Genomic DNA, 23,167 nt, shown 5'->3' with positions numbered 1-23,167 from the left:
AGGGCGAGGACAACGTCCGCACTGAGGCGGACGTTGTGTGGGGATTAGTTCTGTGAGCGGGCGTTGTTGTTGTCGCGGCGACCCGTTTTAGAGATGAGGTTAAACACTTCACCCAGGCCGTAGATCAGGCCTAACATAATCGCCATTACCACAGGTACCATGATCACTGCCACGGCGAGGCTTTTGATGAGTTCCAGCATGAAGAGTCCCACTTTGCGTGTAAAAAAAGAGATTGTAACGGCTTAGTAAAACTTTGCGCAGACCTTTTCGTGCTTTTACTTTGAGGCTGAAAGCTCGTTATCATCTGCCTGATTACGCGATTCATTCTTTGCAGGAGCCACCATGCAAGCCGAACTCACCCTTCACATCCGCCTGCAGCAAAAGCTGTTTGCCGATCCACGCCGCATTGAACTGTTAAAGCGCGTGCAGCAAACCGGTTCGATTAGCCAGGGCGCGAAGCTGGCGGGCATCAGTTACAAAAGCGCCTGGGATGCCATCAACGAGATGAACCAGCTGGCTGAACAGGAAATGGTGACGCGGGCCACCGGTGGCAAAGGCGGCGGTGGCGCGCAGTTAACCCGCTATGGCGAACGTCTGGTACAGCTGTTCGGCCTGATGGAAAAGATTCAACAGCACGCCTTTGATGCTCTGCAACAGGACTCGCTGCCGCTGGACAGCCTGCTGGCCGCTATCGCCCGCTCTTCATTGCAAACCAGCGCACGTAATCAACTGTTCGGCACCGTGGTGGATAACGACGCGCAGCATATCCAGCAGCACCTGACCATTCTGCTCTCGGATGGCGTAACCCGGCTCAACGTCGCCCTGACCGCGCGCAGCGCAGAACGCCTGCATCTCAAGGCAGGCAAAGAGGTGCTGGTTCTGATTAAAGCCCCGTGGATCAGCCTTCATACTGATGCAACCGGGGCGGATAATCAGCTGGCCGCCACCATAAGCGCTATCGAAACCGGTGAGCAGGTCAGTGAAGTCCTGATGCGCCTGCCGGGCGGTGAAACGCTGTGTGCCACGCTGGAAAACGCGGAAATTGCGCGTCGGCAGTGGCAACCGGGTCACGCCGTGATCGCCAGCTTTAGCGCCAGCCACGCCATCGTCGCCGCTTTGCGTTGATTTATCATTCGGGTTTGACTTCGTTCGAAGCAGTGGCTACAACAACGGTTAACGCTGCAAAAAATGGAACGAATCATGGCTTCATTGCATATTTCGCAAGGCATATTTCATCTTAATGATGCGCGAGTGTTGTCGCTGACCGATGTACACCTACAGCCCGGCGAGCGCTGGGCGTTTGTCGGAGCCAACGGCAGTGGTAAATCCTCACTGGCGCGCGCCCTCTCTGGGGAACTGGCACCGCTGTCAGGTCAGGTAACCTGTGATTTTCAACGTCCCAGCCGCCTGTCGCTGGAGCAGTTGCAGAAGCTGGTCGCCGATGAGTGGCAACGGAATAACACCGACCTGCTGAGCGAAGGTGAGGATGATACCGGCCGCACAACGGCTGAAATCATTCAGGATGAGGTTAAAGACAGGGTGCGCTGCGAGCAGCTGGCCACGCAGTTTGGTATCACCGGCCTGCTTAACCGCCGTTTTAAATACCTCTCTACCGGTGAAACGCGCAAAACATTACTGTGCCAGGCGCTGATGAAGCAGCCCGACCTGCTGATTCTGGATGAGCCTTTCGACGGCCTGGATGTCGAATCGCGCGCGAATCTGACCGCCACGCTGCACCAGTTGCCGCAGGCGGATTTTACCCTGGTGCTGGTGCTGAACCGCTTTGATGATATTCCGGACTACGTTGACCGGGTCGGCGTACTGGCAGAATGCAGCCTGACGCATGTCGGACCCCGTGAGGAGATTCTGGCGCAGGCGCTGGTGGCCCAGCTGGCGCGCAGTGAGCAACTGGCTGGCATGGCGCTGCCGGAAGCCGACGTCCCGGATGCGCTACCGCCGCTGGCAGATGACGCGCCGCGAGTGCTTCTGCGTAACGGCATCGTATCCTATAACGACCAGCGTATTATCGACGGCCTCGACTGGCAGGTTAATACCGGGGAGCACTGGCATATTCTCGGGCCAAACGGCGCGGGCAAATCCACATTACTCAGCCTGGTCACGGGCGACCATCCCCAGGGCTACAGCAACGATTTAACCCTGTTTGGCCGGCGCCGTGGCAGCGGCGAAACCATCTGGGATATCAAACAGCATATTGGCTATGTCAGCAGCAGCCTGCATCTTGATTACCGCGTAAGCGTCAACGTCCGGACCGTGATCCTGTCCGGCTTTTTTGACTCGATTGGTCTTTATCAGGCCGTCTCCGATCGCCAAATGGCGCTGGCGCGTCAGTGGCTGGCGCTGCTGGGCATGGATAGCAGAATGGGAGATATGCCCTTTCACGGTTTATCCTGGGGCCAGCAACGGCTGGTGTTGATCGCCCGGGCGCTGGTTAAGCATCCTACGCTGTTGATACTGGATGAACCCTTGCAGGGGCTTGATCCACTCAACCGCCAGCTGGTAAGACGTTTCATCGATATTTTGATTGGTGAAGACCGTACTCAACTGCTGTTCGTTTCACATCATGCTGAGGACGCGCCCCAGTGTATTACCCATCGTCTGCATTTTGTGGCCCAGCCTGACGGCGGCTATCGCTACCAACAGGACAGGATTTGAGTGCCCTGACGCCGTGCCAGCGGCGTTGTTTACCACCAGATGTAAACGCTACCATTTAAACCTGTTTTTTAGCGATGCGATGTGCGGATCCGCCTTTAAATAAGAATATTCAGCTTGTGTAAACGATACCACTTATCCAGACTGGATCACGTTTTTGACTCACCCGATGTGCTATTTTTTCTTGATGACTTTTTAATTTTGACGCTTACCAGGATGCAACATGGAAAAATTTAACCCGGCCGATCATCCTCATCGCCGTTACAATCCCCTGACCGATCAGTGGATTTTGGTTTCTCCTCATCGTGCCAAACGTCCCTGGCAGGGGGCTCAGGAAACGCCCGCAGTGAATACGCTGCCGTCACACGATCCTGACTGTTTCCTGTGCGCAGGCAACACGCGCATCACGGGCGATGTGAATCCTGATTATCAAGGCACCTACGTTTTTACGAATGATTTTGCCGCGTTGATGACGGATACGCCCGACGCGCCTGAAAGTGATGACATGTTGATGCGTTGCGAAAGCGCGCGCGGTACCAGCCGCGTCATCTGTTTTTCGCCCGACCACAGTAAAACCCTGCCCGAAATGTCACTGAGCGCGTTACAGGACGTCGTCCGCACCTGGCAAGAACAGACAGCTGAACTGGGTCAGCACTATCCCTGGGTGCAGGTCTTTGAGAACAAGGGCGCCGCGATGGGCTGCTCTAATCCTCATCCCCATGGACAAGTGTGGGCCAACAGCTTTCTGCCTAATGAAGCCCAGCGCGAAGACGATCTGCAGCGCCGCTACTTTGCCCAAAAGGGCTCGCCGATGCTGGTGGATTACCTTGCGCGTGAACAGCAGGATGGCAGCCGCACCGTTGTTGAAACCGAACACTGGCTGGCCGTGGTGCCCTGGTGGGCGGCGTGGCCGTTTGAAACCCTGCTGCTGCCAAAAACCCATGTTAAGCGCCTGACCGATTTGACCGATGCGCAGCGTGACGATCTCGCTTGTGCCATCAAGCGCCTGACCAGCCGTTACGACAACCTGTTTCAGTGCTCTTTCCCCTACTCCATGGGCTGGCACGGCGCGCCGTTCAACGGTGACGACAATGAACACTGGCAGCTGCACGCCCACTTTTATCCGCCGCTGCTGCGTTCCGCAACGGTGCGCAAATTTATGGTCGGCTACGAGATGCTGGCTGAAACCCAACGCGATTTAACCGCAGAACAGGCAGCCGAACGCCTGCGTTCCGTGAGCGATATTCATTTCCGTGAGGCACAACAATGAGCTTAAAAACCATCACGCAGCAGGTGTTTACTGAGACCTTTGGCTATGCGCCAACCCACGCGATTCAGGCCCCAGGCCGCGTTAATTTGATTGGCGAACATACCGATTACAACGACGGTTTCGTGCTACCTTGCGCTATTGATTATCAAACGGTTATCGCCTGTGCAAAACGCGACGACCGCCAGGTACGCGTGGTTGCCGTGGATTACGATCAGGCGCAGGACATCTTTTCACTGGATGCCCCGATTACCAGCGTAAAAGAACCCATGTGGGCGAACTATGTGCGCGGCGTCGTCAAGCACCTTCAGCAACGCGCACCGGATTTTGGCGGCGTCGATATGGTGATTAGCGGCAACGTGCCTCAGGGCGCGGGCCTTAGCTCTTCCGCCTCGCTGGAAGTGGCGGTCGGAACGGTTTTCCAGCAGCTGTTTAACCTGGCACTGGACGGCGCCGCCATCGCGGTCAACGGTCAGGAAGCAGAAAACCAGTTCGTGGGCTGTAACTGCGGCATTATGGATCAGCTGATTTCCGCGCTGGGCCAGAAAGATCATGCCATGCTGCTGGACTGCCGGACGCTGGGCACGACACCGGTTTCGATGCCGGACGATATTGCCGTGGTCATCATCAATTCCAACTTCCGTCGCAGCCTGGTGGGAAGCGAATACAACGTTCGCCGTGAGCAGTGTGAAACCGGCGCACGCTTCTTTAACAAAAAGGCGCTGCGGGATGTCGACCTGGCCGAGTTCAACGCGGCTGAGTCTCAGTTAGATCCGCAGGTTGCCAAACGCGTACGTCACGTCATCACTGAAAATGCCCGTACGCTGGAGGCCGCCGAGGCGCTGTCTCGCGGCGATTTAGCCCGCATGGGCGAACTGATGGCGGAATCTCACGCCTCAATGCGTGATGACTTCGAAATTACCGTGCCGCCGGTAGATACCCTGGTCGAGATTGTTAAAGCCGAGATCGGCGATCGTGGCGGTGTTCGCATGACCGGCGGTGGCTTCGGTGGCTGTATTGTCGCCCTGATGCCCCTTGATCTGGTGGATCAGGTTCAGGCCGCCGTCGCCAGCCAGTATGAAGCCAAAACGGGCATCAAGGAGACCTTCTACGTGTGCAAAGCATCAGAAGGAGCGGGCCAATGCTAAACGATGTGAACTCCCATGCGCCGGACGGTCAGCCGTGGCGCATCACCGTATTACGTAATGCCAATGGCATGATTGCCACCTTTATGGACTGGGGCGCAACCTGGCTGTCGGCGCGAGTCCCACTGCAGGACGGTCACGTGCGTGAAGCCCTGCTGGGCTGTGCAACCCCTTCCGACTATCTGCATCAGGATGCCTATCTGGGTGCCACGGTAGGCCGTTATGCGAACCGTATTGCCGGCGCAAAACTGAATAAAATCAGCCGCCCGTTGAGCGCCAATCAGGGCGAACATCAGTTACACGGCGGCCCAGAAGGGTTTGATAAACGCCGCTGGCAAATTGTCAGTCAGTCAGAAACGGAAGTGCATTATCGTCTTGATTCGCCCGATGGCGATCAGGGCTACCCGGGCAACCTTATTGCTGATTTACGCTATGTGCTGGATGACGATAACTGCCTGTCTATTCACTATCAGGCGCAGTGCGACCAGCCCTGCCCGGTCGGTCTCACCAACCATGCTTACTTTAATCTTGATGCGCATCATGGTGATGCGCGCCAGCATCGGTTACAACTGCACGCCGATCGTTACCTGCCCGTGGATAGCGAGGGGATTCCCAACGGCCCACTGAAGGCCGTGGACGGCACCAGCTTCGATTTCCGTCAGGTTAAACGCATTGAGCAGGATTTTCTTGCCGATGACGATCAGAAGGCAGTTAAAGGCTATGACCATGCTTTCCTGCTGAACAGTGCAGGCGATAGCAGCCAGCCTGCCGCTGAACTCTGGTCAGAGGACGGCAAGCTCCAGTTGAGCGTGACCACGTCAGCGCCCGCGTTACAGTTCTACAGCGGTAACTATCTGGCCGGCACGCGCGCCCGGGAGCAGGAAAGCTATACTGCTTTTCAGGGGATCGCGCTGGAGAGTGAATTTTTACCGGATTCGCCTAATCATCCCGAGTGGCCACAGGATGATTGCTGGCTGCAGCCGGGAGATCGTTGGGAATCCGTCACGCGCTATCGCTTTACACCACGCTGAGCCACCGTGTGAAAAACGCGCAGTGCGTCACAGACAGACTTACGCAGTGCGCCGTTTTCCGCTATGGTAGAACGCAATTGGTCAGCCAACGGGCTGGCGACAGCAGGTTTCCATTATCTCAGAAACATCAAGTATTAAGGAGTTAAGCTATGGCTGTAACTAAGCTGGTTCTGGTGCGACACGGCGAAAGCCAGTGGAACAACGAAAACCGCTTCACCGGATGGTATGATGTAGACCTTTCTGACAAGGGCCGTACCGAAGCTAAAGCAGCCGGACAGCTGCTGAAGAAAGAAGGTTTCGTGTTTGATTTCGCCTACACCTCTGTGCTGAAACGCGCCATTCACACCCTGTGGAATGTGCTGGATGAGCTGGATCAGGCCTGGCTGCCCGTTGAGAAATCCTGGCGTCTGAACGAACGTCACTATGGCGCGCTGCAGGGCCTGGACAAAGCTGAAACCGCCGCAAAATACGGCGACGAGCAGGTTAAACAGTGGCGTCGTGGCTTCGCGGTGACTCCGCCAGAGCTGGACCGCAGCGATGAGCGTTTTCCTGGACACGACCCGCGTTATGCTTCGCTGAAGCCTGAGCAGCTGCCCACCACCGAAAGCCTGGCGCTGACCATCGAACGCGTGATCCCTTACTGGAACGAATCCATTCTGCCACGTATCAAAAGTGGTGAGAAAGTGATCGTGGCGGCCCACGGTAACTCACTGCGTGCGCTGGTGAAATACCTGGACAACATGAGCGAAGAAGAGATTCTTGAACTGAATATCCCGACCGGCGTTCCGCTGGTGTACGAGTTCGATGAAAACTTCAAACCGATCAAACATTACTACCTGGGTGATGCTGACGAGATCGCAGCGAAAGCCGCGGCCGTTGCCAATCAGGGTAAAGCGAAGTAATTTTGCTTCCGTGCAAAAAGGGCCAGACAATGTCTGGCCCTTTTTTATTGCGCCCTGCTTACCTGCGACGCTTTATAACCGCATCGGCCAGCTGACGCAGCACCTTTTCGGTATCGGCCCAGCCAATACAGGCATCCGTGACGCTCTTGCCGTAAACCAGCGGCTCGCCGCTTTCCAGGCTCTGATTCCCTTCAACCAGATGGCTTTCAATCATCACGCCGATAATACCGCGCTCACCGTTGATCATCTGCTGTGCCACATCGTCCGCCACCTGCATCTGCTTCTGAAACTGCTTGCTGCTGTTAGCATGGCTGAAGTCGATCATTACCTGCTGAGGCAACCCGGCTTTTTCCAGACCGGCTTTCACCGCGCTGACATGACTGGCGCTGTAGTTCGGCTCTTTACCGCCGCGCAGGATGATATGGCAGTCGCCGTTACCGCGGGTTTCCACAATCGCGGAGTGACCGTATTTGGTCACTGACAGGAAACAGTGCGGTGAACCGGCTGCGTTGATGGCATCAATCGCCACTTTAATGGTGCCGTCCGTACCGTTTTTAAACCCTACCGGGCAGGAAAGGCCGGAAGCCAGCTCGCGGTGAACCTGTGACTCGGTGGTACGGGCACCGATGGCCCCCCAGCTCATCAAATCCGCCACGTACTGCGGCGTAATCATATCCAGGAATTCGCCAGCGGCAGGCAGGCCGGAATCGTTGATCTCCAGCAGCAGCTTACGCGCGAGGCGCAGGCCGTCGTTTAGCTGAAAGGAGCCATCCATGTAAGGGTCGTTGATCAGCCCTTTCCAGCCAACGGTGGTACGCGGTTTTTCAAAATAAACGCGCATGACCACTTCCAGCTCGCCTTTAAGCTGCTCACGCAGGGTTAACAGGCGCGCCGCGTACTCTTGTGCGGCTTCCGTATCGTGAATTGAGCAGGGCCCAATGACCACCAGCAGGCGATCGTCCTGGCCGGTCAGAATCTGGTGAATGGCCTGGCGAGCCTGAGACACGGTCTGCGCTGCACGTTCGGTGGCAGGAAATTTTTCCAGTAAGGCTACGGGGGGCAGGAGCTCTTTGATCTCTTTGATGCGTAAGTCATCGTTCTGGTAATTCATACTCATTCCATATAATTTCTGGCCCGGCGCCCGCCGGACACAACCCAGCCAATGTAGCCCGAAGCGCACAGGGTGTAAATTCCTGATGAGCGCATAATGTATGCGTGAAATTTGCATAAATGGGTTATGCGTCTAGACTTTTAAAGGTAATCACTGAGGAACGGTGGCTTACTTTTATTAACACCTGTCTTTAAGCTAACCAGCGAAATTTTATTTCGCTCAGGGCGCTTTTTCTCTGAACCTTATCTGGCAGCGGTTAGAGACAGCAAATATCATTTATTAACGGGAGCATAATGATGAATAAGTTTGCAATAATTTTTCTGACGGCAGCAATGACTCTGGGCAGTGGCGCAGCAATGGCTGCCAACGGAAACTCTAACCAGGCCGCAGCAGCAGGCGCAGTCGCCGGCGGCGCGAATGAGAATCTGCCACCGAACAAAGTGGATAACAGCAAAATTAATAACACCGGCACTGAGATGTCTTCTCCAACCCGAGACAGCACCTCCAGCAGCAAACACATGACTGCCGATGAAATTGACAAGAACACGCAGTGTAAAGATGGCAAATGCCCTGACATGAATAAAAAAGTGCATACCAAAAAAGGTGGCGGTCACGTTAATACCAAAACTGACGGCACCACGCAGTAATCATTGACTGTTGAGCTGATAAGGAGAGCCTGGCTCTCCTTTATTTTATCCCGCCGCAACTTCCGCTATGCTGAGCCTGTTAACTTGACAGGGAAATGTTCATGGCCTCACTGCTTCTGATAGACGATCATCCACTGGTTGAAGTAGCACTCGAAGCTGCATTGGCTAAATCCCCCATTCCTCTTCAACTTTATTCCGCCTGCAGCGAACAGTCTGCCCGCGCGTTTCTCTCGCTTCCGCCCGATATCATCGTGCTGGACATCGGCTTGCCCGATGGTGATGGGCTGGAGATCCTGCGTCGCCTGAAGATCCATTTACCCGACTGCCCGGTGCTGATTTATTCTGCCCAGCAAACTAGCCACTACGTCAGGCGCGCTCAGGCCCTGGGCGCGGCAGGCTATGTGGTGAAGAGCCAACGCATGGAGCAGTTACTCAGCGCGATTCTGGCGGTACTCGGTGGACACGTCGCCTTCCCCGACTGTCCTGACGAGCCGGAACTGCCGTTGACCAGTAAAGAGCGCCAGATACTGGCTTTGCTGGCCAGTGGCTTATCCAATCTGCAAATTGCCGAGCGGCTGCATATCAGTAACAAAACCGTCAGCACTCACAAAAAGAATATTCTGGAAAAAACCGGCACCCGCTCCGTCGTTGAGCTGGCTGATTTATGGAAAGCACAGCAGTGAGACGCTGGCTGCTCCTGTTCCTGCTGATGTTTACCACGCTAGCGCAGGCCGATGTGCGCCCGGTCAGCAGCATCAGTCTACCCATGATGATGCCGGTCAAAGGCGCCGAGCTGATGCAGGGCAAAGTCTTGCGGGTCGGCCTGCTGGAGGAGAATAATGCGCCCTGGACAATGCGGGTGGGTAACGATCTCTACGGCATCGATGCCGATTACCTGGCCGCGTTGCACCAGTTAACCGGGGCGCAGTTCACGCTCAGTCTGTATGCCACTCAGGCTGACTTATTAGGCGCACTAACGGACGGCCGGATTGATTTTGCTTTGGGAATGATTGCCCCGCCCCTGCCAGCCAATACGGTCGCCAGCGACAGCTGGTTTAGCAGTCCGTTGCGTATTTATCGCAATCAGCAGAACCAGCGTGCCGTGATGTTCAATAGTCATAATGCTCAGTTGGCTATCAGTCATCTCACGCTGGCACAGCTGCCCCCGGCCCTGGCGGCCCGTCATCAGTGGCGAACCTACGGCAGCGATCTTCAGGCGCTCTATACGTTGTTGAATCAGCAGAACGATTACGTTGTGGCGGATGAAACCAGCGCGGGTTTTCTGTTGAGTCAGTTGCAACAGGGACAAATCTACCAAATCGCTTCCGGCATCGATGCCGGTCAGCTCAACCTGCGCGCCGTGGCACGCGATCCGGCGCTTATCGCGTGGCTGAACGAGAGTCTGCGCCAGCTTCCCGCCGAGCTGATGAGTACCCTGCAGGCGCGCTGGAGCAGCAGTCTTCCCCGCTATCAGGACACGCAGACGCTGATGCTTAGCGCCAGCGAGCGCGAGTGGATAACGGCCCACCCGGTTGTGGCCTACGCCGCTGAAGCGGATAACTATCCCTGGAGTTACCGTGACAGCAACGGCACCGCGCGAGGCTACGGTATTGATCTGCTCAACGCGGTGGCGCAAAGCACAGGATTACGTTTTACCCCGCGCTGGGTTAGTAACCCTCAGGAGGCCGCCAGTCTGATCGCTCAGCACCAGGTGATGTTACAGCTGATGCAGCCGCTTAACGGCGAAACGCAAAGTACCAGCCTGCCGGTCTGGCGCGCGCTGTGGGGCATTTATATCCGCCAGCCAGCTAACTGGTCGCACTGGAGCGATCTGGCAGGCAAGCGCATCGGAATTCTGCAGAATGACCTGGCGCAACGCCTTATTCCTGAGAACGCGCAGGTTCAACGCTACAGCGACCGAAACAGCCTGTACGATGCGCTGGCAACCGGGCAGATTGACGCCTTAGTGGATAACGTGTTGTCCGCGCGCTGGCGGATTGCCAGCCGCAACGATCCGCAGATTCATCTGGCTTTTGCCGCCAGCGATATTGCGTGGCCCATCGCGGTGGGCATCGCGCCCGATCGGCCCGAGCTGCGTTCCCTTCTGGATCGCGCATTGCAGCAGATCCCCGCCGATACGCAAAACCAGATGCGCGATCGCTGGTCGATGCCACCGCAACCTGGCAGCGTTGCGGCGATGCGCGTCCTGCCGGTGGCCGTATTGTTGACGGGCGGCGTCGCCATCGTGATTTTGCTGGTGCTGCTTGCCCGGCGTTACTGGCAACAGCGACGTGACCGTCAACAGCGTGAGCAGGCCGAACGCGCCAACGCGATGAAAAGCCAGTTTTTAGCGACGGTCAGTCACGAACTGCGCACGCCCATGCAGGCGATACTGGGCTTGCTGGAGCTGGAAAAACAGCAGCGTTCCAGTGACAACCTGCAACTGCTGCACCGCAGCGCGCAGTCACTGATGACGCTGCTTAACGATCTGCAGGATCATGCGCGAATTGAAAACAACAGTTTTGCCCTGTCGCCCCGTCCGCTGGCGCTAGCCCCCTGGCTGGCGCAGCAGCGCCATTTCTACCACCCGTTGATGCGCCCGGAGGGGCCGCGGCTGCAGGTTGAAGCCCTGACCCCGCTGCCTGACGCAATTATGATGGATGCCGATCGCCTGCAGCAGGTCGTGAATAATCTCATCACCAACGCGTTTAAATTTACCCGGCAGGGCCTGATTCGCCTGACGCTGTCGGCCACGGACAGGTTGCAGTTAACCGTGAGCGACAACGGCAGCGGCATCCCGGCAGAGGAGCAGCGTAAACTGTTCGATCCCTGGTACCAGGCACCGTCGGGAAAAGCCGTATCGGTCCAGGGCAGCGGACTGGGGTTGTTTATCTGTCGGGAGATGGTGCAGCGGATGGGCGGCGATATTGCACTCCATTCCGTACCCGGCAAAGGCACGGATGTCACGATCGTGCTGCCACTGATCCCCTGTGATCCCGTTCCTGACAGCGACCCGACGGCCCTGCCGGGCTTTCCAGGGCTGCGCGTGGCGGTGGTTGACGATCATCCCACCAACCTGATCGTCATGGAGCAGCAGCTTGCCCGCTTTGCTGTTCAGGCTGACTGTTTTGAGCATGGCCGCGATCTGCTGCTGGCCGATGCGCGCTGCCCTTACGACCTGCTGTTTATCGATCAGATGATGCCGCGTCCTGATGGCACGCTGCTGCTGCGCCTGTTACGCCGTCGGCAACGACAGCGTGGCGGCAGGCAGCGACGGGTGCTGTGTTCCGCCGATGCGCAGTTACTTAACGTGCAGCTGGCTGCGAACGAGCGCGTGCTGATTAAACCGGTTCAGCTACAGGATATCGGCGAGATACTGGCAGACTTCCGCGACGATCCGCTGGCGTCAGTGGAGGACAATCTGTGGCAGCTGGCACAGCAAAACGAGAAATTTCTTAACCGACTGGGTAAAACATTACGTGATACCCTGGAGAAAGATCGGGCACAGCTGTATGCCGCGCACCAGACCGGTGACGCGACGCAGCTGGCCGAGTCAGCACACCGTATGAAAGGAAGCTGGCTGTTGATTGGCATTGAAGAAGGGGCAAGGCTCTGTCAGCAGCTGTCTGACAAGGCGAAGCACCAGCAGGACAGCTCAGCAGAATGGCAATTGCTGATATCATTGACCGACAGGTTATTACTCAAACTGGATACTTATGGCACACACCCACTCTCATAGCGGTCAGGACACCAACCGTAAGCGCCTGATGGCGGCCTTTGCCGTGACGGCGCTCTTTATGGTCGCGGAAGTGATTGGCGGCTGGATTTCAGGCTCACTGGCCCTGCTGGCAGATGCAGGTCATATGCTGACCGACGCCGCCGCGCTGCTGATGGCATTACTGGCCGTACAGTTTGCCAAACGTAAACCCAACGATCGTCATACCTTTGGTTTGCTGCGGCTTACCACGCTGGCCGCCTTCGTTAACGCTATTGCCCTGATCCTGATTACCTTCCTGATTGTCTGGGAAGCCATTGAACGCTTCTCCCATCCGCAGCCCATCACCGGCGGCCTGATGCTGGGCATTGCTATTGGTGGGCTGCTGGCGAATATTCTCTCATTCTGGCTGCTGCACCACGGCAGTGAAGAGAAGAACCTCAACGTGCGGGCGGCCGCCTTGCATGTGATGGGCGACCTGCTGGGTTCTGTAGGTGCCATCGTCGCGGCGGTCATCATTCTGTTGACGAACTGGACGCCTGCTGACCCTATTTTGTCGATTCTGGTGTCACTGCTGATACTGCGTAACGCCTGGGCGCTGCTGCGGGAGAGTTTTCATGAGCTACTGGAAGGCGCGCCTGATTCGCTGGATGTGACGAAGCTCAGACGCGATCTGAAGCGTAATATTGCAGAGGTGCGCGATGTTCATCATGTGCATGTCTGGCAGGTGGGCGAGAAGCCGATTTTAACGCTGCATGTCCAGGTGATCCCGCCACGCGATCACGATGGTTTACTGCGCCGCATTCACACCTATCTGCACGACCATTATCAAATTGAACACGCGACGGTGCAGATGGAGTTTCAGCCCTGTGTGGGACCGGACTGCGCGCTTAACACGCCGGTGATTGAGGGTGCTCACCACCATCACGAGCACGGTGAGCACGCACATCATCACTGAGCAGACAGCGCACGAGAACCCTGTTTTCGTGCGCTGATTATCCACATCCTTGAGCCATTGAGCGCAATCAACGTCAAAATAGCGTACTCCAGCGCCATCGCGTAAACCCCCTGACGGGCAAATATCATCACGCTGATGACGTTGATAATCACCCAAAGCAGCCAGTTCTCGACGTACTTGCGCGTCATCAGCACCATGGCCACAATCGACAGCACCATCAGGCAGGCGTCCCAGAAGGGAAACGCATCCGGCTGCAGCGTCGGCATCGCCACGGCAAAGCCCGCCGCATTCATGAGGCTCACCGCCATTTGAGTGAGAAAGGCAAAGACCGGATCGATATACACCGTCATAAACGCAATCGCGATCACGCAGCCAGCCGCCCAGCCAATGGCTTTTGCGCGCGGTAACCAGCGTATGGTTAACTCGGCCTGATGATCAGACGTTTGCCGACTCCAGGCGTACCAGCCATAAACGTTAGCCGCAAAAAAGAACAGCTGTAACAGCAGGCTGGCATAAAGCTGAATTTGAAAAAAGATCACCGCAAACAACGTGACGTTTAGCAGACCAAACGCATAGTTGACGATCTTTTCCAGACTGGCGAGCCAGATACACAGCAGGCCCGCCAGTGTCCCAATGGCTTCAATCCATGAGAGATCGTAGCCCGTGGCCCCCAGGGGGATGTGCACTAAAATATTTTGTGTGCTAAAAAAATCCATATCAGCCACCTGTCAAAGACGCGCGTTACGCGTTTCCTTTCACGTTATGTTTGAGATTTGCAGCAAAGGATAGCATACGGTTCAGCGGTACCAGTGCGGCTTCACGCAGCGCCGCGTCCACGTGAATTTCATGTGCCTGCCCACCTGACTCCAGCGCCTCGGCAATGGCTTGCAGTCCGTTCATGGCCATCCAGGGGCAGTGCGCACAGCTTCGGCAGGTCGCACCTTCGCCTGCCGTCGGCGCTTCCAGCAATATTTTGTCGGGCACCGCCTGCTGCATCTTGTAAAAGATGCCGCGATCGGTCGCCACGATCATCTGCGGATGCGGCAGGCTTTTGGCAGCCTGAATCAGCTGGCTGGTCGAGCCTACCGCATCGGCCAGATCCACAATCGCCTGGGGCGATTCGGGATGAACCAGCACCGCCGCATCCGGATAAAGCGCCTTCATCCGCTGCAGTGCCTGGGTTTTGAACTCATCATGGACGATGCAGGCGCCCTGCCAGCACAACACATCGGCCCCGCTTTTTTGACTGACGTAGCGCCCCAGATGCCGATCGGGTGCCCAGATAATCTTCTCACCCAGGCTATCCAGATGCTCGATTAATTCCACCGCGATACTGGAGGTGACCACCCAGTCGGCGCGCGCTTTCACCGCCGCCGAGGTATTCGCGTAAACCACGACTGTACGATCGGGATGGGCATCGCAAAAGGCGTTAAATTCCTCAATCGGACAGCCCAGATCCAGCGAGCATTCGGCTTCAAGCGTGGGCATCAGGACGGTTTTTTCCGGGCTGAGGATTTTGGCCGTTTCCCCCATAAACCGGACGCCGGCCACCAGCAGCGTACCGGCCGCATGCTGGCTGCCGAAGCGCGCCATTTCAAGCGAGTCAGAGACGCAGCCACCGGTTTCTTCTGCCAGGGCCTGAATCTCAGGATCGGTGTAGTAATGCGCCACCATCACGGCATTGCGAGCCTTAAGCAGCGCTTTAATTTTTTCCCGATAAAAGGTTTTTTGCTCGTCGTTCAGCCGGGCAGGCTTCGGGGGAAAAGGATAAACAGCATTTTCTGGATCAAAGATTGCGCTCATGACACCGCTCTCGTTCTGTAAAATTAACGAAAATCGCCATTTATGGCTCAACAGGACGTAAATATCGCCATCGTGTTTTATATGCTAAACACGATAGCGGAAAAGCGGCAGAGTGTCGTGTTTTATTTGTTCGCTACGATGAAGAGAGGCCGACAAGCCCCTGCTGGGGCGCTTCCAGCTTGAGTAAAAAGGCTTTGACCGCCAGCCCGCCCGCAAAGCCGGTCAGTTTGCCATTCGTCCCAATCACCCGATGACAGGGCGCCACAATCGACAGCGGGTTTCGGCCATTCGCCGCGCCCACCGCGCGCACCGCGGCAGGATGACCAATCGCCTCGGCAATTTGTCGATAACTGCGCGTTTCGCCAAAGGGAATGGTGAGCAGTGCCTGCCACACTTTTATCTGAAAGTCGGTTCCGGCGAAATCCAGCGGTAAGGTAAAACGCTGGCGCGTCCCCGCGAAATACTCGCCCAGCTGGGTTTCGGTTTCGCGCAGCACCGGATGGTTATCGTCGCGTTCTACCGGCGATAAGCGGGGATGTCTGCGCACTTCGTCCTGCCATAAAATGGCCGCCAGACCGCGATCGCTGGCGATAAGCGTGAGTTCGCCGACCGGGGTTGTCACAGGTTTGCAGTAATACATGCTGTTCCTCCCATCATCATTCTGTCGGGCATTATCGCACTTTTTTAGCGTCAAACTGGCTGTTTTCGGTCATTACAATAAACTGATGTGCTGTCCGAAAACAGCCAGTCAATCTCATCCGCCAGCGCTACGCTGTCGCTATTTGCCGGAGAGCAACCATGTTTGATCCAGATACGGCTTACCAGGCGTTAACGTCGCGGGATACGCGTTTTGACGGCGTGTTTTTTGTTGGCGTGACCTCAACCGGCATTTATTGTCGTCCGATATGTCCGGTTAAGCCGCCGATGCAAAAAAACTGCGTGTTCTTTAGCAGTGCTGAGGCCGCGGAGAAAGCACGTTTTCGCCCCTGCCTGCGCTGTCGTCCTGAACTGGCACCTGGTAATGCGCCCGTCGACAATGCCCACAGAGTCGCTGACCGTCTGGTGCAGCGCATTGAAGAGGGGTTGCTGGAAGAGCACGCAGGGCTGGACGACATCGCCACCGAGTTTGGCATGAGTGCCCGTCAGCTGCGGCGGATTGTGCAGCAGGAGTTAGGCGTCACCCCACTGGAGCTGAAACAGACACGCCGCATGTTGCTGGCCAAGCAGTTACTGACTGAAACCACGCTCCCGGTTACCGATGTTGCCTACGCCAGCGGCTTCGGCAGTTTACGGCGCTTTAATGACGTGTTCCAGGCCCGCTATCGCATGACACCCGGCGCCTTGCGAAAAACCGCGCCGCAAGCCACACAGCAGCCAGGCGATACCATGCAACTGCAGCTCAGCTATCGCCCGCCCTATGACTGGCAGGCGATGCTGGATTTTCTGCAGTTGCGGTTGATGAAAGAGATTGAAGCCGTTGAGGGCCAAACCTACCGCAGAACCGTGGCGCTGGGTCAGTATCGCGGCTGGGTCAGCAGGTCACCGTGAAAGCGGCGACCACCCTCAGCAGCCGTTTTGCCCAGGCGTTTGGTGAGCCCTGCTCGACGCCATTCCCGGACCTGTCCCGCTATACTGTCCAGCCACAGCGCATCGCACAGGCGACGGTCGATGAGATCGCCAGCCTTGGGATTGTCAGCGCGCGAGCCAGAGCGATTCTGGCGTTTGCAGGTGCCTGTGTTGAGGGCAGCCTGCGTTTTAACGCTACGCTCACGCCTGATGAGATCATGACGCGGCTGGTCGCGCTGCCGGGCATTGGCCCCTGGACCGCACATTACATCGCCATGCGCGCACTGCGCTGGCCTGATGCTTTTCCCAAAGAGGATATTGCTATACGCAATAAGCTGGGAGGCCTGACGCCTAAGGCCGCAGAAGTTCGTTCGCAGCAGTGGCGCCCGTGGCGCAGCTATGCCGTGATGCATATCTGGAAAAGCCTGTAAGCCTTACGCGGCGCACTCATAATTTCAGCATTATCAAAAAAATAACCGCGTTCTTACTAAACTCCTGCCCTGTGCAACCGATAACCAATTTGGCTTAACATCGTTGACATGGGCAGGAGGCAGAAGTCATGGGGTTGCGGTTAGAAAATACAAAAATTGCGCACAAACTCAGTTTAGGATTTGGACTCGTTTTGTTGTTAGTGGTGGGCTCGGGCAGTATCAGCGTATTACGCTTTAAAAATATTCGTGATGTTTATGAACAAAGCACCCTGATTTACGATATCAACATTGATGTCTTTCAGGCCAAAGTCAACCGGCTCAAACTGCTGTATGGGGATGAAAAAGCCGGCAAAGTGATGGCAGATTACATTGCCCACGCCTCTCAGCTCACTCAGGATGCTCAGCAGTTCACATGGCAGCCTGAACAGCAGGCTGAACTTCAGGCTATCGCCAGTCAACTCAGTCACTTTCAAAGCAGCATCACCACCATGACCCAGGCAGTCCAGACGTTGGCCGCCACGGGTAAACAGCTCGATCAGCGCAACATGCAAAGCCAGTCAACCCTGTACGAAGCGTTAATTAAAACGCAGATGACCGATGCCAGCGTACTGTTCCAGCAGCTTCTCGCCATCAGCCAGCTACGCGATCAGCTTCAGTTACTGCGCTACGACCCGGTTAATGCCGCTACGCTTCAGGTGCAGCTTGAACAGCAAGCCAGGACGATTCAGTCCAGCCTCTCCGCCTTATTACCGCAGTTGCCCCCGGAGGCACAGACGCAGTTGAACGCACTGTGGAGCGCAACGCTTGACGTGAAACAACTCAGTGAGCATTACGCGGCAGGCTTCCGCGAACTCAGCGTTGCGGAAAGCGCCGTTAAAACGGACGGTGATAAAAGCAGTGCCATCATTAAAATGCTTCTGCAGCAGATGAAAGTGGAAAACAGCAACCTGACCCACGGTTCAATTAATCTGACGCTGCTGACGGTGAGCATTGCGGTTCTGCTGGGTATTCTCATCGCCTGGCTGATCAGCCGTCAGATCACCGCCCCTGTCCGAAACAACCTGCTGCTGGCCGAGCGCATCGCCAGCGGGGATTTAAGTGCCGATATCAAACCGGGCGGCCGTGATGAGCTTAGCAAGCTGGCCGGTGCAATGGGCGCAATGAATCACCGCCTGCGGACGATGATTCAGGAAGTCCGCGACAGCGTCTTCACCGTCTCCCAGGCGGCGAGCAGTATTAACAGCGACAACCACAACCTTTCCTCACGGACTGAGCAACAGGCAGCGGCTGTCGTGCAGACTGCTGCCAGCATGGAGCAGCTCACCGTGACGGTGAAGCACAACGCGGATAACGCTCGCCATGCCAGCCAGATAGCGGCGGAAGCCTCTTTGCAGGCTGAGCAAGGCGGTGCTGCGGTGAGTGAAGTGGTGCAAACCATGGGCGACATCTCTGCCAGTTCCAAAAAAATTGCCGAGATCACTGCCGTCATTAACAGCATCGCGTTTCAGACCAATATCCTGGCACTGAATGCGGCGGTTGAAGCGGCACGGGCGGGCGAACAGGGGCGCGGATTTGCGGTGGTCGCCAGCGAAGTGCGTAATCTGTCTCAGCGCAGCGCTCAGGCGGCGAAAGACATTGAGCAGCTCATCAGTGCGTCCGTTGGTCAGATTGCCGAAGGCAATAACCGCGTTGCGCGTGCGGGCGAGAGAATGGGACAGGTGGTGAATGCCATTTCCCGCGTCAATCATATTGTGGGTGAGATCTCTTCGGCTTCTGACGAGCAAAGCCGCGGTATTGAGCAGATCGCCCGGGCGGTATCGGAGCTGGACAGCACCACGCAGCAAAACGCCTCGCTGGTCTCCGCCTCTGCCCTGTCTGCCAATGCCCTGGAAGATCAGGCGCTGCGGCTCGAAACGCTACTGAAACAGTTCAATCTCGAACCGGGCCAGCAGACCGCCGCACGCTAATCCTGCTGATGCCTCACGCCACACAAGCGCCCACAGGGCGCTTTTTTTATGGCAGATGGCTACAAGGAGTCGGATGATTCAGTCGGCCAGTGGCGGGCGCTTATCGCACGTTTCACCGCACTGCACGCCTGACGAAATGCCCGGTGGGCGCGCTTTTCTGAATGGGTGGGTCGTGCAGGATTGCCTCGGCCCGGCGGGCCTCGCCCTCCGGGTAATGCTGACGCATCAGCCTGAATCGCTGCACGATTCAGTCGAACCTGCTGCAGGTTCTCATCCCACACGTTTTACGCATAGCAAAAAGGCGCCTTTAGGGCGCCTTTCAACATTGGTGGGTCGTGCAGGATTGCCTCGGCCCGGCGGGCCTCGCCCTCCGGGTAATGCTGACGCATCAGCCTGAATCGCTCTGCGATTCAGTCGAACCTGCTGCAGGTTCTCATCCCACACGCTTAACTACGCGACGCGACAAACGAAAAGAGCGCCCGCTGGGCGCTCTTTTCTGAATTGGTGGGTCGTGCAGGATTGCCTCGGCCGGCAGGCCTCGCCCTCCGGGTGATGCTGACGCATCAGCCTGAATCGCTCTGCGATTCAGTCGAACCTGCTGCAGGTTCTCATCCCGCACGCTTAACTACGCGACGCGACAAACGAAAAGAGCGCCCGCTGGGCGCTCTTTTCTGAATTGGTGGGTCGTGCAGGATTCGAACCTGCGACCAATTGATTAAAAGTCAACTGCTCTACCAACTGAGCTAACGACCCGCTCGGGGCTGACAACCGCTCAAACACATTCACCAATAATGCCTGAGGTTAAGATGGTGGGTCGTGCAGGATTCGAACCTGCGACCAATTGATTAAAAGTCAACTGCTCTACCAACTGAGCTAACGACCCATCTTAAGGTTGTGAAGCAATACTGAAGGTTCTCTTGGGGAACAACGTCCTGCGGGAGATGGTGGGTCGTGCAGGATTCGAACCTGCGACCAATTGATTAAAAGTCAACTGCTCTACCAACTGAGCTAACGACCCATCTTCAGGCTTGCCAGACACATCTGCAATGTGTCCCGGCAACGGCGGCATATATTACTGATTTACCGAGGTAGCGCAACCCTTATTTTCTGTTAAAGGGTTCAATTGCCTACCTTTCATGCGGCAAGACCAGAAATCACTCGATATCCGGTCAAACCTGCACAAATTACATACCAGACAACCGTTTTTGCGCCTGCTTAGCAGATTCGGTATCAGGATAAAGTTTGATCACCTGTTGATAAACGGCTTTGGCTTTCGCCGTGTCGTTTTTCTCCTGCATGATCACGCCAACCTTTAACAACGCTTCAGCAGCCTTGGGGGATTTTGGATACTGCTTCACCACCGTGGCGTAATAATACGCGGCGTCGTCTTTCTTGCCTTTGTTATAAAACAGCTGCCCCAGCCAGTAATTGGCATTCGGCTGATACGTCGAATCAGGATAGCGTTTCACCCACGCCTGTAGCGCAGCGATCGCCTGGTCATACTGTTTTTTCTCCAGAATGAGCGCGACAGCAGCATTGTAATCGCTGTTGGCATCGCCACTCTGTACCGGCGCACTGCCGCCGGCTGCTGCGGCACCGGAATCCGTGCCAGAGGCTGCTGCCGCGCCCGCACCGGCGCTATCACCGGCACCTGCGGCTGGCTGGCTGGCGTTGCTGTTATTGCTGCTCAGACTGTCGATCTGCTGATAGATCTGCTTCTGGCGCTCAACAACCTGGTTCAGCTGATAGGTATTTTGCTGGATTTCCCCACGCAACGAGTCGATATCCCGCTGGTTATCACTCATCTGCTGCTGCAGTTGCTGCATCAGCTGTGCCTGGGCGTTTGAGATTCTTTCTAGACTGGTGACGCGGTCTTCGACCGAGCCGGAGCCAACGCTACTGATTGACGCTTGGGCATTAGCGGCCCAGGGGGCCGCTACGCCAATCAGTAACGACAGACTCAACAGGTGATGTCTGAAGTTACTAACCATATGATTCTCTTAGTATACCAGTACGGCACGACGGTTTTTAGCGTAAGCCGCTTCGTCGTGGCCCAGAACGGCCGGCTTCTCTTTACCGTAAGAAACGATAGACATCTGGTCAGCTGACACGCCTTTACCTTGCAGATACATCTTAACGGCGTTAGCACGACGCTCGCCCAGGGCGATGTTGTATTCTGGCGTACCGCGCTCATCCGCATGACCTTCGATGGTCACTTTGTATGATGGATTGCTACGCAGGAAGTTAGCGTGCTGATCCAGCATCTGAGCGTAGTCAGACTGAACGTCATATTTGTCCAGACCGAAGTAAACGATGTTGTTCTGTTGCAGCTGTTGCATCTGCAGACGCGCCTGCTCATCAGAAGACATGTTACCGTTGCCGTTCATGCCAGAGTTAGCACCGTAAGCGCCATCAGCACCTGCGCCAGACTGGTCATTGTTGTTATTTTTGTGTGAGCTACACGCCGCAACTGCCATGATTGGCAGAGCCAGCATTAAACCCTTCAGTACTTTGTTCAGTTGCATTTGAAAATTCCCATTATTGTTTATTTTTTTGTAATGTCAGAAAGCTCAAACATTACAGGTACGGCGACCAGGCAGGAAATTTGACCTGTCCATCAGTTGCCGGAAGACGCGCTTTGAAACGACCGTCAGTCGAGACCAACTGCAACACGGAACCCATGCCCTGAGTAGAGCTGTAGATCACCATAGTGCCGTTTGGTGCCAGGCTCGGCGTTTCATCCAGGAACGTGTCCGTTAACGTTTGAACGGCTCCCGTTACCAGATCCTGTTTGGCGACGTGTTGAGCACCGCCACTGGTGCTAATCATCACCATTGATTTACCATCGCTGGCCACATCAGCATCCTGGTTCTGAGCCCCTTCCCAGGTAATACGCTGTGGTGAACCACCATTGATACCAATCTTATAAATTTGTGGTGCGCCAGCCTGGTCAGAGGTGTAAGCCAGCGTCTGGCTGTCCGGGAACCAGGTCGGTTCAGTACTGTTATAACGGCCGTCGGTGATCTGACGAATCTGACCAGAAGCCAGGTCCATTACGTACAGATTCAGGCTACCGGTTTTCGATAAGGCGAACGCCAGTTTGGTGCCGTCAGGCGAGAACGCCGGTGCACCGTTATGACGTGGGAATGAAGCCACCTGACGCACCGCGCCGTTCGAGAGCGTCTGAATAACCAGCGCCGACTTGCCGCTTTCAAAGGTTACGTAGGCCACTTTGCTGCCGTCTGGCGACCAGGCCGGTGACATCAGTGGCTGTGGTGAACGATGCACGACGAACTGGTTATAGCCGTCGTAGTCCGCCACGCGCAGTTCGTAAGGGAACTGACCGCCGTTGGTCTGCACCACATAGGCGATACGAGTACGGAATGCCCCTTTGATGCCCGTCAGTTTCTGGAACGCTTCATCACTCACGGTATGCGCCGCGTAACGCAGCCACTGTTTCGTGATTTTGTAAGAGTTCTGCGCCAGCACGGTACCCGGAGCACCTGCCGTATCGACCAGCTGGTAAGATACCTGATAGCTGCCGTCGGCGTTAGGCTGAATCTGTCCTACGACGACAGCATCAATGCCCAGTGCACTCCATGCAGCAGGCTGAACTTCCTGCGCGCTGGTCGGCTGCTGTGGCAGGCGAGAACGATCGAGCGGATTAAACTTACCGCTGTTACGCAGGTCAGCCGCGACGATGCCACCGATATCTTCCGGTGCCGCGCCAGGGCCTGCCCACTTGAACGGAACCACACCAATGGGACGCGCGCTGTTGACGCCCTGGGTGATTTCAATGCGAACCTCTGCGTGCAGCACTGCTGCCCACAACAGGATAAAAAAGCCTAACGTTACGCGAAGAGCTTGCTTCATTTTATCTCCCTTATCTGAACCTGAGTCCGCGATAATTGGCACTGTTCCTGAAAACCACGAGTACAACTAGAGTACGGCAAG

At 56.1% G+C, this 23,167-nt stretch carries 19 protein-coding genes, 3 tRNA genes, 3 other RNA genes and 1 pseudogene; 12 read left to right on the top strand and 14 right to left on the bottom strand.

Annotated features, from left to right (window positions below):
- Positions 1 to 44: 44 nt before the first annotated feature.
- Positions 45 to 200 (bottom strand): AcrZ family multidrug efflux pump-associated protein, encoded by a 156-nt coding sequence (locus ACPXSQ_RS02030; protein WP_014606279.1) that lies wholly within the window; start codon positions 198 to 200, stop codon positions 45 to 47.
- Between the two features lie 142 nt (positions 201 to 342).
- On the opposite strand from ACPXSQ_RS02030, the gene modE reads away from it, so the two are divergent.
- The 6 genes from modE (at position 343) to gpmA (ending at position 7,015) form a co-directional block, all read left to right on the top strand.
- Positions 343 to 1,125: a molybdenum-dependent transcriptional regulator gene (gene modE / locus ACPXSQ_RS02025; RefSeq protein ID WP_013025093.1), complete on the top strand. Its 783-nt coding sequence runs from the start codon at positions 343 to 345 to the stop codon at positions 1,123 to 1,125.
- 75 nt (positions 1,126 to 1,200) lie between these two features.
- Positions 1,201 to 2,673, top strand: coding sequence for a molybdate ABC transporter ATP-binding protein ModF (gene modF / locus ACPXSQ_RS02020; RefSeq protein WP_028714952.1), 1,473 nt, complete (start codon positions 1,201 to 1,203; stop codon positions 2,671 to 2,673).
- A 220-nt stretch (positions 2,674 to 2,893) separates the two neighbouring features.
- Entirely contained in the window at positions 2,894 to 3,940 is a 1,047-nt protein-coding gene (gene galT / locus ACPXSQ_RS02015) for a galactose-1-phosphate uridylyltransferase (protein ID WP_019106140.1), read from the top strand.
- On the top strand, positions 3,937 to 5,085 hold the full coding sequence (gene galK / locus ACPXSQ_RS02010; RefSeq protein WP_275233591.1) for a galactokinase: 1,149 nt from the start codon (positions 3,937 to 3,939) through the stop codon (positions 5,083 to 5,085). Before galT ends, galK begins: the two co-directional genes overlap by 4 nt.
- Positions 5,079 to 6,113 (top strand): galactose-1-epimerase, encoded by a 1,035-nt coding sequence (gene galM, locus ACPXSQ_RS02005; RefSeq protein ID WP_426142614.1) that lies wholly within the window; start codon positions 5,079 to 5,081, stop codon positions 6,111 to 6,113. The genes galK and galM overlap by 7 nt, the downstream gene beginning before the upstream one ends.
- A 149-nt stretch (positions 6,114 to 6,262) precedes the next feature.
- Positions 6,263 to 7,015, top strand: coding sequence for a 2,3-diphosphoglycerate-dependent phosphoglycerate mutase (gpmA, locus tag ACPXSQ_RS02000; protein ID WP_013025088.1), 753 nt, complete (start codon positions 6,263 to 6,265; stop codon positions 7,013 to 7,015).
- Positions 7,016 to 7,073: 58 nt separating this feature from the next.
- On the opposite strand, the gene aroG is transcribed toward gpmA, so the two are convergent.
- On the bottom strand, positions 7,074 to 8,126 hold the full coding sequence (gene aroG / locus ACPXSQ_RS01995; RefSeq protein WP_014606285.1) for a 3-deoxy-7-phosphoheptulonate synthase AroG: 1,053 nt from the start codon (positions 8,124 to 8,126) through the stop codon (positions 7,074 to 7,076).
- Positions 8,127 to 8,419: 293 nt separating this feature from the next.
- Here aroG and ACPXSQ_RS01990 point away from each other — a divergent pair, with 293 nt between their 5' ends.
- The 4 genes from ACPXSQ_RS01990 (at position 8,420) to zitB (ending at position 13,446) form a co-directional block, all read left to right on the top strand.
- Positions 8,420 to 8,773, top strand: coding sequence for a YbgS-like family protein (locus ACPXSQ_RS01990; protein ID WP_013025086.1), 354 nt, complete (start codon positions 8,420 to 8,422; stop codon positions 8,771 to 8,773).
- A gap of 101 nt (positions 8,774 to 8,874) precedes the next feature.
- On the top strand, positions 8,875 to 9,456 hold the full coding sequence (locus tag ACPXSQ_RS01985) for a LuxR C-terminal-related transcriptional regulator (protein ID WP_015700728.1): 582 nt from the start codon (positions 8,875 to 8,877) through the stop codon (positions 9,454 to 9,456).
- Complete coding sequence (locus ACPXSQ_RS01980) at positions 9,438 to 12,512, top strand: hybrid sensor histidine kinase/response regulator (RefSeq protein WP_210484626.1); 3,075 nt, start codon at positions 9,438 to 9,440, stop codon at positions 12,510 to 12,512. The genes ACPXSQ_RS01985 and ACPXSQ_RS01980 overlap by 19 nt, the downstream gene beginning before the upstream one ends.
- Positions 12,490 to 13,446 (top strand): CDF family zinc transporter ZitB, encoded by a 957-nt coding sequence (gene zitB / locus ACPXSQ_RS01975; RefSeq protein ID WP_013025083.1) that lies wholly within the window; start codon positions 12,490 to 12,492, stop codon positions 13,444 to 13,446. Before ACPXSQ_RS01980 ends, zitB begins: the two co-directional genes overlap by 23 nt.
- Here zitB and pnuC read toward each other — a convergent pair.
- The 3 genes from pnuC to ACPXSQ_RS01960 all read right to left on the bottom strand — a co-directional run bounded on the left by pnuC (position 13,440) and on the right by ACPXSQ_RS01960 (position 15,889).
- Entirely contained in the window at positions 13,440 to 14,162 is a 723-nt protein-coding gene (gene pnuC, locus ACPXSQ_RS01970) for a nicotinamide riboside transporter PnuC (RefSeq protein WP_028714947.1), read from the bottom strand. The genes zitB and pnuC overlap by 7 nt on opposite strands.
- A gap of 25 nt (positions 14,163 to 14,187) precedes the next feature.
- On the bottom strand, positions 14,188 to 15,249 hold the full coding sequence (gene nadA, locus ACPXSQ_RS01965; RefSeq protein WP_014593204.1) for a quinolinate synthase NadA: 1,062 nt from the start codon (positions 15,247 to 15,249) through the stop codon (positions 14,188 to 14,190).
- A gap of 133 nt (positions 15,250 to 15,382) precedes the next feature.
- The gene (locus ACPXSQ_RS01960; RefSeq protein ID WP_028714946.1) at positions 15,383 to 15,889 is read right to left on the bottom strand and encodes a methylated-DNA--[protein]-cysteine S-methyltransferase; all 507 of its coding nucleotides are present in this window, start codon (positions 15,887 to 15,889) and stop codon (positions 15,383 to 15,385) included.
- 158 nt (positions 15,890 to 16,047) lie between these two features.
- Between ACPXSQ_RS01960 and ACPXSQ_RS01955 the strand changes: the two are divergent.
- Both ACPXSQ_RS01955 and ACPXSQ_RS01950 read left to right on the top strand, forming a co-directional pair.
- Positions 16,048 to 17,246: pseudogene (locus ACPXSQ_RS01955) on the top strand (DNA-3-methyladenine glycosylase 2 family protein).
- Positions 17,247 to 17,374: 128 nt separating this feature from the next.
- Entirely contained in the window at positions 17,375 to 19,213 is a 1,839-nt protein-coding gene (locus ACPXSQ_RS01950) for a methyl-accepting chemotaxis protein (RefSeq protein WP_105082356.1), read from the top strand.
- A 163-nt stretch (positions 19,214 to 19,376) separates the two neighbouring features.
- On the opposite strand, the gene ACPXSQ_RS01945 is transcribed toward ACPXSQ_RS01950, so the two are convergent.
- From ACPXSQ_RS01945 to tolB, 9 genes are all read right to left on the bottom strand, one after another.
- Positions 19,377 to 19,508, bottom strand: a non-coding RNA gene (locus ACPXSQ_RS01945) — RtT sRNA.
- A 31-nt stretch (positions 19,509 to 19,539) separates the two neighbouring features.
- A non-coding RNA gene (locus tag ACPXSQ_RS01940) (RtT sRNA) lies at positions 19,540 to 19,671 on the bottom strand.
- Between the two features lie 44 nt (positions 19,672 to 19,715).
- Positions 19,716 to 19,846, bottom strand: a non-coding RNA gene (locus tag ACPXSQ_RS01935) — RtT sRNA.
- Positions 19,847 to 19,890: 44 nt separating this feature from the next.
- A tRNA-Lys gene (locus ACPXSQ_RS01930) sits at positions 19,891 to 19,966 on the bottom strand.
- A gap of 54 nt (positions 19,967 to 20,020) precedes the next feature.
- Positions 20,021 to 20,096: transfer RNA gene (locus tag ACPXSQ_RS01925), tRNA-Lys, on the bottom strand.
- 59 nt (positions 20,097 to 20,155) lie between these two features.
- Positions 20,156 to 20,231, bottom strand: a tRNA-Lys gene (locus ACPXSQ_RS01920).
- Between the two features lie 166 nt (positions 20,232 to 20,397).
- Complete coding sequence (gene cpoB, locus ACPXSQ_RS01915) at positions 20,398 to 21,204, bottom strand: cell division protein CpoB (RefSeq protein WP_013025077.1); 807 nt, start codon at positions 21,202 to 21,204, stop codon at positions 20,398 to 20,400.
- A gap of 9 nt (positions 21,205 to 21,213) precedes the next feature.
- Entirely contained in the window at positions 21,214 to 21,738 is a 525-nt protein-coding gene (gene pal, locus ACPXSQ_RS01910; RefSeq protein ID WP_014593199.1) for a peptidoglycan-associated lipoprotein Pal, read from the bottom strand.
- 52 nt (positions 21,739 to 21,790) lie between these two features.
- Positions 21,791 to 23,086, bottom strand: a complete 1,296-nt coding sequence (gene tolB, locus ACPXSQ_RS01905; RefSeq protein WP_014593198.1) for a Tol-Pal system beta propeller repeat protein TolB — start codon at positions 23,084 to 23,086, stop codon at positions 21,791 to 21,793.
- Between the last annotated feature and the right edge of the window lie 81 nt (positions 23,087 to 23,167).

The organism is Pantoea sp. EEL5 (genome assembly GCF_049892805.1).
GTDB lineage: Bacteria > Pseudomonadota > Gammaproteobacteria > Enterobacterales > Enterobacteriaceae > Pantoea > Pantoea ananatis.
This window is presented reverse-complemented; position numbering and strand designations above follow the sequence as displayed.

Coding starts and splice junctions, on each gene's coding strand:
- ACPXSQ_RS01960 (WP_028714946.1), bottom strand. CDS start 15,889: ATGTATTACTGCAAACCTGTGACAACCCCGGTCGGCGAACTCACGCTT.
- modE (WP_013025093.1), top strand. CDS start 343: ATGCAAGCCGAACTCACCCTTCACATCCGCCTGCAGCAAAAGCTGTTT.
- gpmA (WP_013025088.1), top strand. CDS start 6,263: ATGGCTGTAACTAAGCTGGTTCTGGTGCGACACGGCGAAAGCCAGTGG.
- ACPXSQ_RS02030 (WP_014606279.1), bottom strand. CDS start 200: ATGCTGGAACTCATCAAAAGCCTCGCCGTGGCAGTGATCATGGTACCT.
- ACPXSQ_RS01985 (WP_015700728.1), top strand. CDS start 8,875: ATGGCCTCACTGCTTCTGATAGACGATCATCCACTGGTTGAAGTAGCA.
- pal (WP_014593199.1), bottom strand. CDS start 21,738: ATGCAACTGAACAAAGTACTGAAGGGTTTAATGCTGGCTCTGCCAATC.
- ACPXSQ_RS01950 (WP_105082356.1), top strand. CDS start 17,375: ATGGGGTTGCGGTTAGAAAATACAAAAATTGCGCACAAACTCAGTTTA.
- ACPXSQ_RS01990 (WP_013025086.1), top strand. CDS start 8,420: ATGATGAATAAGTTTGCAATAATTTTTCTGACGGCAGCAATGACTCTG.
- galM (WP_426142614.1), top strand. CDS start 5,079: ATGCTAAACGATGTGAACTCCCATGCGCCGGACGGTCAGCCGTGGCGC.
- modF (WP_028714952.1), top strand. CDS start 1,201: ATGGCTTCATTGCATATTTCGCAAGGCATATTTCATCTTAATGATGCG.
- pnuC (WP_028714947.1), bottom strand. CDS start 14,162: ATGGATTTTTTTAGCACACAAAATATTTTAGTGCACATCCCCCTGGGG.
- cpoB (WP_013025077.1), bottom strand. CDS start 21,204: ATGGTTAGTAACTTCAGACATCACCTGTTGAGTCTGTCGTTACTGATT.
- aroG (WP_014606285.1), bottom strand. CDS start 8,126: ATGAATTACCAGAACGATGACTTACGCATCAAAGAGATCAAAGAGCTC.
- tolB (WP_014593198.1), bottom strand. CDS start 23,086: ATGAAGCAAGCTCTTCGCGTAACGTTAGGCTTTTTTATCCTGTTGTGG.
- zitB (WP_013025083.1), top strand. CDS start 12,490: ATGGCACACACCCACTCTCATAGCGGTCAGGACACCAACCGTAAGCGC.
- nadA (WP_014593204.1), bottom strand. CDS start 15,249: ATGAGCGCAATCTTTGATCCAGAAAATGCTGTTTATCCTTTTCCCCCG.
- galT (WP_019106140.1), top strand. CDS start 2,894: ATGGAAAAATTTAACCCGGCCGATCATCCTCATCGCCGTTACAATCCC.
- ACPXSQ_RS01980 (WP_210484626.1), top strand. CDS start 9,438: ATGGAAAGCACAGCAGTGAGACGCTGGCTGCTCCTGTTCCTGCTGATG.
- galK (WP_275233591.1), top strand. CDS start 3,937: ATGAGCTTAAAAACCATCACGCAGCAGGTGTTTACTGAGACCTTTGGC.